At 65.5% G+C, this 13,725-nt stretch carries 17 protein-coding genes; 10 read left to right on the top strand and 7 right to left on the bottom strand.

Features of this window, described 5'->3' with window-relative positions; all coding sequences use genetic code 11:
* Positions 1–164: 164 nt before the first annotated feature.
* Entirely contained in the window at positions 165–320 is a 156-nt protein-coding gene (locus tag DEJ35_RS17230) for a hypothetical protein (protein ID WP_181435522.1), read from the top strand.
* 60 nt (positions 321–380) lie between these two features.
* Here the strand turns inward: DEJ35_RS17230 and DEJ35_RS05545 are convergent, their stop codons facing one another.
* Positions 381–569, bottom strand: a complete 189-nt coding sequence (locus DEJ35_RS05545) for a hypothetical protein (protein ID WP_110860361.1) — start codon at positions 567–569, stop codon at positions 381–383.
* A gap of 245 nt (positions 570–814) precedes the next feature.
* Positions 815–1,462 carry an ANTAR domain-containing protein gene (locus DEJ35_RS16975; RefSeq protein WP_146244755.1) on the bottom strand — a complete coding sequence of 216 codons (648 nt, stop codon included), beginning with the start codon at positions 1,460–1,462 and terminating at the stop codon, positions 815–817.
* 656 nt (positions 1,463–2,118) lie between these two features.
* Here DEJ35_RS16975 and DEJ35_RS05535 point away from each other — a divergent pair.
* Together DEJ35_RS05535 and DEJ35_RS17225 are read left to right on the top strand one after the other, a co-directional pair.
* Positions 2,119–2,331: a hypothetical protein gene (locus DEJ35_RS05535; RefSeq protein ID WP_110860368.1), complete on the top strand. Its 213-nt coding sequence runs from the start codon at positions 2,119–2,121 to the stop codon at positions 2,329–2,331.
* Positions 2,332–2,942: 611 nt separating this feature from the next.
* A complete protein-coding gene (locus DEJ35_RS17225; RefSeq protein WP_181435521.1) occupies positions 2,943–3,086 on the top strand; it encodes a hypothetical protein in 144 nt (47 codons plus the stop codon).
* Positions 3,087–3,093: 7 nt separating this feature from the next.
* Here the strand turns inward: DEJ35_RS17225 and DEJ35_RS05530 are convergent, their stop codons facing one another.
* Both DEJ35_RS05530 and DEJ35_RS05525 read right to left on the bottom strand, forming a co-directional pair.
* A complete protein-coding gene (locus tag DEJ35_RS05530; RefSeq protein WP_111192229.1) occupies positions 3,094–3,828 on the bottom strand; it encodes a GAF and ANTAR domain-containing protein in 735 nt (244 codons plus the stop codon).
* A 318-nt stretch (positions 3,829–4,146) separates the two neighbouring features.
* Positions 4,147–4,989: an SDR family oxidoreductase gene (locus DEJ35_RS05525; protein ID WP_111096079.1), complete on the bottom strand. Its 843-nt coding sequence runs from the start codon at positions 4,987–4,989 to the stop codon at positions 4,147–4,149.
* Positions 4,990–5,112: 123 nt separating this feature from the next.
* On the opposite strand from DEJ35_RS05525, the gene DEJ35_RS05520 reads away from it, so the two are divergent.
* The 6 genes from DEJ35_RS05520 (at position 5,113) to DEJ35_RS16970 (ending at position 8,941) form a co-directional block, all read left to right on the top strand.
* A complete protein-coding gene (locus DEJ35_RS05520) occupies positions 5,113–6,012 on the top strand; it encodes a helix-turn-helix domain-containing protein (RefSeq protein WP_111192228.1) in 900 nt (299 codons plus the stop codon).
* 34 nt (positions 6,013–6,046) lie between these two features.
* The gene (locus DEJ35_RS05515; protein ID WP_111192227.1) at positions 6,047–7,033 is read left to right on the top strand and encodes an aldo/keto reductase; all 987 of its coding nucleotides are present in this window, start codon (positions 6,047–6,049) and stop codon (positions 7,031–7,033) included.
* A 159-nt stretch (positions 7,034–7,192) separates the two neighbouring features.
* Positions 7,193–7,594, top strand: a complete 402-nt coding sequence (locus tag DEJ35_RS05510; protein WP_111192226.1) for an NUDIX domain-containing protein — start codon at positions 7,193–7,195, stop codon at positions 7,592–7,594.
* A gap of 41 nt (positions 7,595–7,635) precedes the next feature.
* Entirely contained in the window at positions 7,636–7,839 is a 204-nt protein-coding gene (locus DEJ35_RS05505; protein ID WP_111192225.1) for a hypothetical protein, read from the top strand.
* 45 nt (positions 7,840–7,884) lie between these two features.
* Positions 7,885–8,397 (top strand): GNAT family N-acetyltransferase, encoded by a 513-nt coding sequence (locus DEJ35_RS05500; protein ID WP_111192224.1) that lies wholly within the window; start codon positions 7,885–7,887, stop codon positions 8,395–8,397.
* Between the two features lie 73 nt (positions 8,398–8,470).
* Positions 8,471–8,941 carry a hypothetical protein gene (locus DEJ35_RS16970; RefSeq protein WP_146244754.1) on the top strand — a complete coding sequence of 157 codons (471 nt, stop codon included), beginning with the start codon at positions 8,471–8,473 and terminating at the stop codon, positions 8,939–8,941.
* Between the two features lie 29 nt (positions 8,942–8,970).
* On the opposite strand, the gene DEJ35_RS05495 is transcribed toward DEJ35_RS16970, so the two are convergent.
* Positions 8,971–9,264 carry a hypothetical protein gene (locus tag DEJ35_RS05495; protein WP_111192223.1) on the bottom strand — a complete coding sequence of 98 codons (294 nt, stop codon included), beginning with the start codon at positions 9,262–9,264 and terminating at the stop codon, positions 8,971–8,973.
* Between the two features lie 689 nt (positions 9,265–9,953).
* Positions 9,954–12,536 carry an RHS repeat domain-containing protein gene (locus DEJ35_RS05490; protein ID WP_181435520.1) on the bottom strand — a complete coding sequence of 861 codons (2,583 nt, stop codon included), beginning with the start codon at positions 12,534–12,536 and terminating at the stop codon, positions 9,954–9,956.
* On the opposite strand from DEJ35_RS05490, the gene DEJ35_RS17220 reads away from it, so the two are divergent.
* On the top strand, positions 12,520–12,891 hold the full coding sequence (locus DEJ35_RS17220; protein WP_181435519.1) for a hypothetical protein: 372 nt from the start codon (positions 12,520–12,522) through the stop codon (positions 12,889–12,891). The genes DEJ35_RS05490 and DEJ35_RS17220 overlap by 17 nt on opposite strands.
* Positions 12,892–13,468: 577 nt before the next feature.
* On the opposite strand, the gene DEJ35_RS05485 is transcribed toward DEJ35_RS17220, so the two are convergent.
* Complete coding sequence (locus DEJ35_RS05485; protein WP_181435518.1) at positions 13,469–13,678, bottom strand: KTSC domain-containing protein; 210 nt, start codon at positions 13,676–13,678, stop codon at positions 13,469–13,471.
* Between the last annotated feature and the right edge of the window lie 47 nt (positions 13,679–13,725).

Below are 13,725 nucleotides of genomic sequence, written 5' to 3'. Positions count from 1 at the left end.
ATCCACAATACGTAGGGCTAACTTCCGAAAACGGATATTACCCTGGGTGGCGCTTCGTGGGCGGCCCTTAGTGGTTAGGGGGATCGATAACCGCGTTCCTGCCGTGCCGCTACCCTCAAACAGGGGGGGCACGGGAACCACGGGCAGTCATAGGGAGATCGGCCATGAGCACCTACACCAGCGACGACAACGTCGAAGCGGCACGCATCACCACCTTCAAGCGCGCGCGGAAGCAGTGGCGCCGCGAGGGCGTGGTCAATCTCTCCGGCAATGGCAGTGACTCCTTCCGCGATGATGCTCCGGAGCGCGTAAGCCGCTAGAAAAGCGAACGCTTCGACAGGCCCGCCGCAGCGGTCCGCGATACCGGGCCGCCCGGGGCATCAGATGAAGTGCTGATGTCGGTGCTCCGCGCCGGAGGGAGTGGTGACGGCGTAGTGCACCGTCAGGGGCTGCTGCCAGTCACCGTAGTAGTCGCCCCACTCGTATAGGACGCTGTCTGGGATCACATCGGGTTCGGCGGCGAGTGCTCGTTCCGCGAGGGCAATGAGACGCTGCCGGTCGGTGTCCATGTTGTTCCCTCGTTCGCGATGCCTTGAGCGAAGCGTGAGCAGCTGCCCCTGAGTCCCACTCATGGCAAGCGTTTCAGCACGGGACCCCCAGCCGCCTCCTGAAGTGTGACGGCGTCGTTCATCGGGGCGGCCCTGAACGCTCGGTGGGTGCCGCGCGCTCTACGGTGGCCCTAGCGAGTCGGTGACACCCGCGAGTGGTCAGTTGCTGTCGGGGTGATGAGGTCTCCATCGGCCGTGATCAAGAGTTAACGGTTAAGGATCAGTTCGGCGATGTCCGCGACCGTCTCATTCCGGGCTGCTGCGTGCCCTCGGATCAGGAGATATGCGTCTGCTGGTGCAAGGCCAACCTGAGCGAGTACAACGCCGGCGGCTTGGTGTACAGCCCGCTCACGCAGTCGCAGCGGTGCACCATCGTCGTGGCGGGTCAGGACGCGGCGCAGTACCCGCCGGCTCACAGCAGCGGCGAGCGTCATCGCAGCTGTCGCATCAGCCGCTGGTACCTGCATTGGGGTTCGCGCGTACACATCGGCTGCGCCGAGGAGGAACGGGCCGAACCGAAGTGGCACAGCGAACAACGCTCCGACGCCGTCGTCAGCGGCCGCAGCAAGAAACGCGGGCCATCGATTCGTCGGATGGTGTTGAACGTCGGGTTCGAGGACCGGTGTGTTGTGCTGCAAGGCGTCCCAGCAGGGCCCCTCCTCGAGGTCGAACTGCAGCCGGTCGATTCCGCCGGCACGGCTATCGGTGATCGAGATCGACTCGTTTCCAGCGAAGCCACCGAACGACGCCACGGAAGCGCCATCACCATGAAGGACGTCAAGGAACGTGGCGGCGAGATCTGCTTCGGGGAGGGACGCGGGGAGCGGGGTGAGGCTGCTTCGCAGCTCGTTCATGGTGTGCTTCCTGCCGGCAGCTCGCCCGGGGGCCGGGCTCTTGCCCAGCAGCACCCCACGCAGCACCAGTGACGGCCTGAACCTACGTCCGACGCACTCGTCCGCGCGCCATTGATCCCGAACCCGCACAAGCACCACGGGTGGCGCGGCCCGAGCTCTCGGCTCAGCAACCCGTCAGACCACCGCGCCCCCTGTTCCGTGAGCTGATCATCCACCGGGCCAACGAGCATGCCGGGCCCCAGACGTTGCTCCGAGACGAGTAGCAGGGACGTCAGGCGGCGTCAGCCCATAGAGAGATAGAGCCTGCCAGAGGGCTACGGCATGTCCGAACGGCAGTGAACACACCGACACCAGCCTGCAGCTCGTCCAACGGCAACGGCAACGGCAACGGCAACGGCAACGGACGGCTGGTCCGCCAGTTTCCCGGTGGACCAGCCTGAGCTCCCGGAAGAGGTGCCCGGGGCGAGGCTATCGGCTTTCGCTACAGCACATCGGTCTGCGTTGCCGGAGTCGGTGATGCGTCTCCGGCTCGACGGCAGAGCGGTGTACTCAGCCAGGCCGAAAGGACAGCTTGTTCGCACATCCTGGGCGCGTACGTTGAGAGACGTTGTCAGCTCGCGGGTCTTCTGCGAAGGCGCCTACAGGAAGCCGCATTCATGGTCCGACCGCAGCGCATCGTGTGGCAGGAGGGGCCCGGTACCGACTGGACAGCGCACGCCGACGGCGTCATCGTCGGCAGCGTCCAGCACCACGACCAGTACGAGCTCCACACGACCGACAACCAGGTCCACGGTTCGCACAGCACCCTCGGCAATGCGCAAGCACAACTCAGTGCCTGGTACTCCTGGGTCGCCGCGCAGCAGGCCTGACCAGCACGCAAGGCTCTGACGCGAGGCGAGCGTTGCCGATCACATGACCCGAACACGGACCGGCAACGCCCGTCCCGCAGCCTGATCCGCCACGGGTTCCCGTACCGTACCCAGGGTCGCGCTGGGCGGGCAGTCAGCAGAGTAGGTCCTGCGCAGACCGGACCAGCCCACCGCACGCTCACATCGCACTCACGCCGCCAGGCCGTCGATGGCGGGAGAACTTCCGGCAACGGAATACGACACCTGTCGACGATGGTTCACAATGAGGCGGGGCGGCTGGTTACCGCCCAAGCGAAAGCGTCCTGAGTCCCTGATCCTCGGACGCACGCGGCTGCCCGCTCTCACCCCAACGAGAGCGGGCAGCTCCCATCTCGTAGTTGCTGGCGCCCTCGATCATCGGGTGCTCAGACTGACGTGTGCTGTTCACGACGGCTTACGTCCCCAGCGACGACGACGATGCCGAAGTCGCTGGTGTTGCAGCGCCTGATGCTGGCGAAGGAGTTGCCCGATTCCGCGGTCGCTCCGGGGTCGCGTCCGCTGCGCCCCTGGCCCGTTATCCGCGTGACGTGGGACCGGTTGAACCGGGTCGTGGCACATCGTAAATTCCCGGCATGATCGCTGCCGAGCCGCGCGATCCGCAGGACCGGATCGCCCAGGAGCCGTACTGGCTCGACGACTTCTACGACGAATTCATCAGGTCGTTGGACCCGTCCAGATCGACTTCGACGGCCCCGGGAGACACTGGCCGGCAGTAGGCGCCCCTCAGGCTGTTTCCCTGAGGTCGGCGCCGTGGTGGACGACGTCCTCGGCTCTGGCGCGCATGCCGCCGCCGGCTGTGTGCGCTGCTCGACGTAGGACTTGGAAGGCTTCGTCGATCCGGATGCCGCGTCGGTAGGCCAAGGCCCCCTTCGCTTGCTCGACGAGTACTCGTGCTTGGATTGCGTCGTCGATCTGCTCCTCGAAGGTGCGCAACCGGCCGGCATCGCGTTGCCGCACGAGCGCGGCGGATGCCGCGTCGGCGAGCAGCTGGATCAGAACCACGTCGCGGTCGTCGTGCCCGTCGGTGTGGTCGGCGAACAGACACAGCGAACCGATGGTCCCATCGCGTAGGCGGATCGGCTCGGCGAAGGTCCCGCGAAGCCCTCTCTCGTGCATCGTCTCAGCGAACGTCGGCCACACGATCTCGTGGGTGGTGACGTCGGGCACGTCGATCGTCTTCCCGGTCCGGAAGCAGTCCAAGCACGATCCCTCGTTCGTGCCGAGCTGCGCCTCTTCCGCATCGCTCGTGCGTTCGCTCGTCGAAGCGATGACGTGCAAGGTCCCGGACGCATCGCCCAGGACGATCCCCGCTTCCGTTGCTGAGGTGAGCTCCACGCACGCCGCGATCACGCGGTCCATGGCGTCGAGGACCTCGAGGTCGGGGTTCAGAACACTGCTCAGGCCCGCGGAGAGGCGCTCGAAGCGGTTCTCACCTCGATGTGCCTCTGACCTGGTCATGGTCGGACTGTACAGCGGGACAGTTCGCGAACCTACCAGCCGTAACGCGTATGCGGGTCGGGGATGAACGGCACGAGCGTCCGCGACGTAGCGTCAGGGCATCGCTCGCGTTGCGTGGGGTGCTGCTGCGTTCCCGTCCGTTCCCCGGTGAGTTGTCGTCAGAGCGCACGTCATGAATGCACCACGATCCAAGCGCTATACGCCTTGCTTGCCCGGAAGGGGGTGGGCTACCAAACGCCGTCTCGGTCGCTCGTGGTCGTTCCGGTAGGGGATCGGCTACCGGACAGTCGTAGAACGTCCGGTAGCCGGTCGAGGGAGTCAGTCGTCGTGAGCGAGTGAAGAGGACAGTTCCTCGTGTGCGGCGACCTGCTGCAGGAGCAGGTTGGCTTTGTCGACACCGGTCTGCACGGCATCGGCGCCCGCGACCCATCGCAGCGGCGGCTCGTCGGAATCGATCAACGACACCAGGCCAGCAGCGAGCTTGGTGGGATCGCCGCCCTGCTTGCCGTTCATGCTCTTCCATGCCTCGATGGTCGTCGCGGTGCGCTCGGCGTAGTCGTCGATGGACAGCTCCGGCCAGATGGTCGATGCCCCTTCGACGAGCAGCTCGGTCCGGAAGAAGCCAGGCTCGACGATCATGGTCGAGACACCGTACGGCGCGAGGTCGTACCGGATGGACTCCATCCACCCTTCGAGGGCGAACTTCGACGCGCAGTACGCCGCGACGAACTCCTGACCGACGAGGCCGGCAGTTGAGCTGATCGTGACGATCTGCCCGCTGCGCTGACGACGCATGACGGGTAGGACCGCCCGGGTGACGTTGAGCGGGCCGAAGAAGTTCGTCTCCATCTGCTGCCGCATCTGCTCAGGACTGATCTCCTCGAAGAACCCTGCGTAGAAGAGGCCAGCGTTGTTCACGAGCACGTCGATCCGTCCGAAGCGGGAGACCGCGACGTCCGCGGCGGCCCGCGCGGCGTCCTCGTCGGTGATGTCGAGCGACACTGCCAGCAGGTCCTCCCGCTCACCGAACACCTCGGTGACCTTCGCAGCGTCACGCGCGGTAGCAACGACGCGGTGGCCGGCGGCGAGGGCGGCCCGGGTCAGGTCGATGCCCATCCCGCGTGCTGCGCCGGTGATGAACCAAACGGTGGAGTCAGTCATGGGTGTGCCTTTCGATCGGGAACACCGCAAGTGAACGACGCCGTCACGTCCGGAAACAGACTCCGTCTACACGGTCACTGACAGGGACCCCCTGCAGGCAATCCGGTGACGTACCGTCGGGGCGTGGACACTCAGGCGGAGATTCGCGATTTCCTTACATCGCGGCGGGCCAGGCTCCTGCCGGAGCAGATTGGCCTGCCGGACTTCGGCGGACGCCGCCGAGTTGCTGGTCTGCGCCGTGAGGAAGTGGCCCTGGTCGCCGGGATCAGCACCGAGTACTACACACGCCTCGAACGGGGCAACGCGACCGGCGTCTCTGACAGCGTCCTCGACGGTGTCGCTCGTGCTTTGCTCCTCGACGACGTCGAAGCGGCTCACCTGGCCGATCTCGTTCGAGCCGCCAACGCGCCCACCCACCTTCGGCCGCGGCGCTCTGCGCAACGGTCACAACCGGGCAGCGTGAGTGCGGGCGTGCAGCAGATCGTGGACAGCATGACGCATATTCCGGTGATCGTGCAGAACACCACGCTCGACGTGGTCGCGTCGAACCCGCTGGGGCGTGCGTTCTACATTGACCTGTTCGGTACTCCTGGACGGTCGGTCAACTTCGGCCGGTACATCTTCCTCGACCCTCGCTCGCGCGACTTCTACCGCGACTGGGACAGCGTCGCTGAGCAGAGCGTCGCGGTGCTCCGCACTGAGGCGGCCCGTGCCCCGGCGGACCGTGCACTCGCTGCCCTCGTCGGGGAGCTGTCACTGGCAAGCGAGGCGTTCCGCACGCTCTGGGCCAGTCACACGGTGCGGGAGCACCGTGCGGGGGAGAAGCTCGTGCACCACCCGATCGTCGGAGACCTCGACCTGACGTTCGAGTCGCTGGACGTCAGCTCTCGAAGCGGGCTCGCCCTGATCACCTACATCGCAGTTCCGGGATCACCTTCCGACGACAGCCTGCAACTCCTTGCGCACTGGGCTGCGACGAAGGACGCCGCGAGCGTGAAGGAACCCCGAACGACCGAACCATGAGTCGCCTCGTCGTGCCCATCGAAAGGACCCACCCGTGAAGTACACCCGCCTCGGCACCTCCGGACTGAAGGTCAGCAGCATCGCGCTCGGCTGCATGAGCTTCGGCGACCCCGCCAGCGGCCACCTGCAGTGGTCCCTCCCCGAGGACGACGCCTTGCCCTACTTCCGGCAGGCCCTCGACCTCGGCATCACGTTCTGGGACACCGCCAACGTCTACTCCTACGGCGACTCCGAACGCATCGTCGGCGAAGCGCTCCGCCAGTTCACCAACCGCGACGAAATCGTCCTCGCGACCAAGGCGCACTTCTCCGACAAGCCCGGCGCCGGCCCTGGCCTGCACGTCGCCGGCCTGTCCCGGAAGGCGATCATGCAGCAGATCGACGCATCCCTCACCCGGCTCGGCACCGACTACGTCGACCTGTACCAGATCCACCGCTTCGACCCCGAAACGCCAATCGAAGAGACGATGGAAGCGCTCCACGACGTCGTCAAGGCCGGCAAGGCCCGCTACATCGGCGCCTCCGCGATGTGGACGTGGCAGTTCGCCAACATGCAGCACGCCGCGGACCTGCATGGCTGGACCCGGTTCGTGTCCATGCAGGACCAGTACTCGCTGCTCTACCGGGAAGAAGAGCGCGAGATGTTCGGTCTCCTCGCCGACCAGGGCGTCGGCAGCATCCCCTACAGCCCCCTCGCCAAGGGCCGCGTCGCCCGCCCCGCCGGTGAGCAGACCAAGCGCTCCTCCGACGACCCGGTCGGTAACAGCTTCTTCGCCGACACCGAGCGTGACCGGCCCGTCATCGACGCCGTGCAGCAGATCGCCGAGGCGCGGAACGTGCCGATGGCGCAGATCGCGATGGCTTGGGTCCTCAACAACCCGGTCGTGAGCGCTCCGATCATCGGCGCGACGAAGCCGCACCATCTCGACGACGCTGCCGCCGCGGTCGACATCGACCTCACTGGGGACGAGGTCACCGCACTCGAGGAGCACTACCTGGTGCGCCCCGCCGGCGGCTTCTGAGCGCCTGCTGCCGCCACCACAACGAAGCGGCCCTACTGCGCGAGCGGCGCGGTAGGGCCGCTTCGCGTGTTCCCACGCGTCTCGATAGCCGATCGGCTACCGGTGCACCCATTGCCGTGCTGTGACACAAGGTCAGGCGCTTCGTGATGTGCTGTCCGGATGCGCGTCAGATCAGCGGCCGTCGTCGTCCAGGACGAGAGCCTGCTCGTCATCGATCGATTGAAAGACGGTCGGAGATACTGTGTCCTCCCTGGTGGCGGGGTGGAGGAAGGCGAGAGCCTCCGCGAAGCGTGTCAGCGCGAATTGCGTGAGGAGACGGGCCTCGAAGCAACCATCGGTGACCTACTCGACGTTCCAGTAGACAGTGCCGTTCCAGCGGCCTACTTCGCTGCCCAAGTGCGCCCTGGTCCGTTGGTGCTGGGTGGCCCAGAGATCGAACGAGCATCAGAACTGAACCAGTACGAGCCGAGGTGGGTGGAACTGAGTTCGCTCGCGCAGATACCGCTGGTGCCGGAAGCGGCCAGGCAAGCGGTGCAGCTGGTCCTCGACGCGCACCGGTAGAGGATCGGCTACCGGGCGCTGGCACGAGTTAGGTTGACCCAATGGACGTCTTGAGCGCGAAGGTTCTGGGTACAATCGCGCTCGCCTTCGGCCTGGTGTTCACCGCGACTTCGATCATTCGCCTCACCCGGCCCGACCTCGACGTGCTCCTGGTGATCTTGAACATCGCGCTCGGCCTCTTCTGGCTCGGCGCTGGCGCCGGGCTGTGGCGCTTCGCACTTCGGAAGGCGAAGCGCGGCCGGTAGAGGATCGGCTACCGAGATGCCGTTCGCGGCTCCTACGCTTACGGCATGTCAAGGTGCATCCGCTTCGCTCAGGAGAGGGACTCGCACGCGATCGAGCGGATTGAGAACGACGCGGACCAGCTGCTGATTGATTACCTTCACCCCAAGGTATGGTCCGCAGCTCCCACCGGGACTACGCGACTTTCTGAGCCTGGCTTCCTGCTGATCATCGACGTTGACGGGGATGTCGCCGGCTTCGTTCACGTCCTAGAGACGGGGGACATCTCTCATCTGGAACAGCTGTCGGTAGACCCGCTGCAGTCGCGGCAGGGTCTGGGTCGAGCGCTTGTCGAAGCTGCGAAGGACCTTGCTCGGGAACGTGGGTACAGGCGCATCTCTCTTCGCACGTACGCGGATGTGCCGTGGAATGCCCCGTTCTACGTAACGGCCGGCTTCGTGGAGGAAGAACCAGCCACACCGTTTCATCAGTCACTGCTCGTGGTCGAGGCCGAGCACGGCCTCGACCGATACGGGCGACGGGTGCAGATGAGTGCGCGGCTTCCGCAGCCGCGTCCGTAGGACGATCGGCTACCGGTGGGCGCGTTCATCGACGCTGGCAGCATCTTCGCGCGCCGCGATTTACCCTGTCGGCATGGCATCTCGGGACGAGTCGGCAATGAGTTGTCCGCGTCGAGCTGCGCTTCCTGCTGTAGTCGTCCTCGCTGGAGCGGTCTTCGCGGTCGGGATGTTCAGCCTCGGGAAGATCAGGTACAGCTACGTGAGCTGGGAATCGGTGGCTGTCGCCTCGGAGGTCGCGATTCCGTTGGGAGTCGTGGTGGCCGCTGCCGTCGCGCGTGTCGGAGTGGTCGTGAGGAACCGCGCGGAAGACGATCTCGTGGAGCATCCGGTCCGCCGTGCATCGACCGTTGTGGGAGTGCTGGCGTTCGTCGCTGCCGTTGTTGGCGGTCTGCTGTTGACGGTGGGCGGTTGGCAACTTGTCCTGCCGGCGGCTGCCGTCTGCGGTTGCCTTGCCGCGGGATGCGCAGGTCTTGTTCTCCGACGGCCGAGAGCAGACGCGCGAGACGACGAGTCAGACCACCACGGGGCAGCGCACGCCCGGTAGGGGGATGCTCCACCGGATAACTCTGGGATCTACAGCCCCTTGCGCTTGTTGGTCTCCCAGTAGCCGAGCACAACGTCGTCTCCATCCGGCAGCTCTCGTTCGACGAGAACCAACAGACGACGTCCTTGGCGTTCGTGGGAGCGGGCAGCCGCATCAGTCGGCCAGCCGCTTTCAACGCCGTAGTTCTCGGTGAAGTCGCGGGCCCACTCAAGGATCTCGCGCTCAAGCCGTGACGAGAACGACGGCGTGCCCGCAGCGCAGAGGCCGTCGTCGTCCCACAGCGGCCAGTCGACGCTGTACTCATTCATCAGCCGATAGCGCACACCCGAAGGATCGCACAAGGGTCGAGGCTGTGTCCGATAGCCGGTGGGCTACCGAACGCCGTCTCGGTCGCTCGTGGTCGTTCCGGTAGGGGATCGTCATACGAGACTCGATCGCGGCACGACACGGACCCCTGCTGCTTACTCAGTCGTCGCATCGGATCTCGTCTCGCAACCAACCTCTGGTACGCGACGGTCGCCTGACACTTGCAAGGCATGATTGCGAGACTGCCCGAGCCCCGGAGTCGCACCGCGAAGGTCGCATCGACGAGACGTCTCGCAACCGTAGGGATATGAGAAGCACCCCGCCGGTCCCGGCGGGGTGCTTCTCATATCATGCGATGTAGGGGTTGTACCAGCGTTACGCGAACTTCACTTAGCCGGTGGCGGTGTCATCGATCCCGGCCCGCGAGGGTGAATGGATTGAATGGGAGTCCATTTCCGTCGCCGCCGTAGGTGACGAGGTCGGGACCCTCGATCACACTCGTTGGTCGCTGCCCCCGACTGACGTTGCCCTCTTTCGGAGCGCGAGAATCACACATACGGCGCTGAAGATCACCGCTATCCCCCCTATGAGCACTGACCACCAATGGTGTTCCGAAGAAAACGAGAACACCATGGCAATCGCGACCAATAGGCCAACGACGGCCGCTGCCCAGTAGAGCAATTTAGACATGTGATTCTTCACTTTCTTAATAGCAGGTATCGACGGTGCTAGCTGTTGCTAGTGCGTACCCCCCGAGCGCAACAGCCACTCCGACTGGACCGGCTGTGACTGCACCGATGAGCACACCTGTGGCCAGGAGTTGCGCAGGAAGGGCAATGAAATCGCAGGACTGGGTTTTCGTAAGGTTCCCGGTCGGATCAAATCCGTTAATCGGGTCGCTCGCAGCGTAGGCGTATCGGTTGCCGTTGGCGGGGTCGAGGGGGCTGTCGAGGGTGTCTTGCTGGGTCCAGGCTCCGATGTAGGGGTCGTACCAGCGTTGCCCGAACTTCACGAGCCCGGTGGCGTCGTCGCCGATGCCGGCCTTGAACGTAAACGGGTTGGACGGGAGTCCGTCACCGCCGCCGTCGTAGCTGACGGTCTCGGTGCCGTACGGGTCGTAGGTGCGCACGAAGGCGGCGGGGTCGTTGACCAGGAGGGCGAACGGGTTCCCGGTGCCGTCGTAGGCGTACATGCCGATTGCTGAGGACGGTGTGGCCAGGGCGATGGGCTGCCCGGTCTTGGCGTCGTTGACGATGTTCGCCCGGTTGCCGTTGCGGGTCACGTTGACCAGGGTCGGGTTGCCGTTCTGGTCCGCCCGTCCGTACGTATACGTCCGTGTGTCCCCGCCTGCGGTAGAGAGGGAGAGCAGCGACTTCTGGTCGGCACCGGCGTACGTGTACGTCGTTGTCTGGGATCCGTTGTGCACGGCGGACGTCATCTGCTCGGCGGCGTTGTAGGTGAATGCGTACTCGGGTGCTGCGGTGACGTTCCCGGCCCCGTCGTACGTGTACCCGGTGGTGGTGATCTGGTTCGCCGCGTTGTACGTCAACGTCTGATTGGTGGTGACGGTGCCGCCGGTGGTGGTGAACTTCGCTGAGGTGCGATTCCCGCGCACGTCGTATCCGAACTCCCACGTCCCCGCGGTCGCGGAGCCGCCGCCGGTGGTGACGGTCTTCGTGACCCGGCCGCGGCTGTCGTACGTGTACGCGGTGCTCTGCCCGGTGACGTTGTCGATCGCCCACTGCACCTTGGACCGGTCGTTCGTGGCGGTGGTGGTGCAGGTGGGGGCGGTGCTGCCAGCGTTGTAGCAGTAGTACAGGTCGTAGATTCGCTGGTTATCGCTCGAGGACGGACCGACCCACCCCTGGGCCTCCTGGACCCGGCCGTTGGTGTCGTAGTCGGTGTGAGTGTGGCTGGCGAACGTGCTGTTGTCGCTGTTGGCGTCGAGGTATGTGTCGGTGCGGCGGCCGTTGTCGTCGGTGATGAAGTGGATGTCTTCCGTGCCGCTGCTCGACGTCGACGGGGTCGTCATCTTGGTCAGCACACCCGAGTCGTCATACCCGGAGGTGACGGTGCCATCGACGTCGGTGTACGAGGTTTCGTTGCCGACCTTGTCGTAGGTGTAGCTGACAGAGCCGTTCGCGGTGTTGCCGGTGGTGAGCAGGTGTCCGAGCTGGTCGTACGTGTTCGTGATCGTCCCGCCGGCGGAGGCCTGGGTGAGCAGGTGCCCGGCATTGTCGTACGTGTTCGTCACCGTCGGGGTGCCGTCCGAGAAGCTCTTCGTGAGGACCCGGTCATCGCCGTCGTAGCTGTAGTTCGTCGTCCGACCAGCGCCGTCGGAGGCCGACGCGATCCGGCCGAAGGCGTCGTACGTGTACGCACGTGCGGCGAGGCTGGTACCGGTGACGGGCGTGACGGTCTTGGGCTGCTTGTTCTCGTACGTGTAGTTGGTCTTGTTGGTGCCGTTACCCGGCGCCGTCGCGGTCGCAACCTGCCCGGCCGTGTAGGTCAGCGTCGCCGTCGCGGCGGTGGCACCGGATCCGGTGCTGCTGGTCAGCTGGTTACCGACACCGTCATAGGTGAGGTTTGACGTGTTGCCGGCGTCGTCGGTGGTCGATGCGGGCGAGTATGCCGTGGCCGCCGGGGATGCGTTGTAACCGATCGACTGCGAGGCGCCGCCGGTGGAGGCGACCTTGGTCAGGGACTGGCTGCTGTTCGCCCCGTACGTGGCGGTCGTCGTCGACGCGGTCGAACCGGACCCGATGGTCGACGTTGACGGCTGCAGGTTCGCCCCGTTGTAGGTCTTCGACCGGACCCGGCCGGCCGCGTCCGTGACGGTGTTCACGAGCTTCTGCGACGAGTTGATCGCGTACGTGGTGTGTGGCACCGCCGCCACCGCGGTCGCGGTGTCCGTGTTCGGGCTCGCGACCAGCGTCGACGTTGCCGAGGCGTAGTTGAGCCGTGTCGTCGACGCTCCGGCTGCGCCGGCGGTGCTGTTGGACTGCACGACCTGGGACACCTTGTGGGCGGTCCCGGAGTAGCTGATCGTCGTCGTCGCGCCCGTCGGGCTCGTGATGCTGGTGAGGTCGTTGCCGGAGTAGGCGAACGTCGTCGTCTTCCCGGCGCCGTCGACGTAGGAGGTGAGGTTGCCGTTGGTGTCCTTCACCCACTTCACCGACCGCGCAGCAGACCCGGAGCCCTGCGTCACCGTGTACGCGCGCGTGGTCGCGTCGTAGGCGCCGATGGCGGTCTTTGCTGCGTCAGTGCCTGCGGTGCTGATGATCTTCACCGGCACGCTCGCCGTGTTCGTCTCCATCGTCGTGTTGCCGTTGCGGTCAGCAACCGACACCGGGAACCCATTGACGTTCGAGGTGATGACCTGCCCCGTCGCCGGGTCCGTCATCGTGTACGTCGGGTTCGTCGTCCCAGAGGCGACAAGCTTGCGGAGGAACCCGGCCGGCGCGGTGAACGTCGTGGACGTCGCGGACGGGAAGTTCCACGTCGCGCCGTCGGGCGCCGTGTACACGACCGAACCGGACGCGCCAGCCGAAAACGAGCCCGCACCGGCGATCCCAGTCGTCCAGCGGACCGCCTGGTGTGTGTTCGCGTTCGCGGCCTGCCACCCCAACGAGTTGTACGTCTGAGTGATCGCGTTCGTTCCGCTCGCACCGGGCAGCGACAGTCCGGCGGTCGTGACCTCGAGGTTGCCTGTCGCAACGTCGACGGCGACGCCGACCTGGTCCGACACTGCGAACGGCAACGTCGTCGCCGACGGCCGAGACCCGGTCAACCCGGTTGTGGTCGGCCCTGTCGGGATCGCCGCGTGGGCGACTTGGGAGACACCACCCACGAGGGCGACGCTGACCGCGCCGACGAGCGCGACCTTCCAACCGAACGATGAATGGACAGCCTTGCGGCGTGGAGCAAGAAGCACGGGTTCCCCTAGCGGAAGAGCACGATGACACGGGTGATGGTGCGTGGCCAAAACACCCCAGGCCACTCGAACGGCGTAAAACGCCCGCACCACCCGTCGACAGCGATGTCAGCTCAGATGAGGGTTGTTCGAAACCTAGCGGCATCCAAGAACCCACCGCGCCCCCCGAACAGGGGCATACGGCAAACCGCATACCTTCCAGCACGCCACTCCGATCCCGACCGGCGCAACGACTCACGGCCTGCCTTGTCATTCCAGCGGCAACCCAGGGAAGAGCAGCGACAGTCCTAGATCTCGAGGTACCGGAAGCCGCCCTGATTGACACGCACGTCGAAGTACATGCTGACGTTCCCTCCAGCCTCCTGCGTCACGATGAGGCCTTCAAACACGGATTGCGGCACGTCGAAGTAGAGGCGCACGGTACCGCCAATGAGCTCTACCTCGAGCGCGCTCTCCGTCTCGTCGAAGCCCACCGAGACAAGCTCGCCGCCCTGCACTGGTACACGCCTCATCGCTTCACCACCGGCACACTCGCGATACAGCC

The organism is Curtobacterium sp. MCPF17_051 (assembly GCF_003234595.1).
GTDB lineage: Bacteria > Actinomycetota > Actinomycetes > Actinomycetales > Microbacteriaceae > Curtobacterium > Curtobacterium flaccumfaciens.
This window is presented reverse-complemented; position numbering and strand designations above follow the sequence as displayed.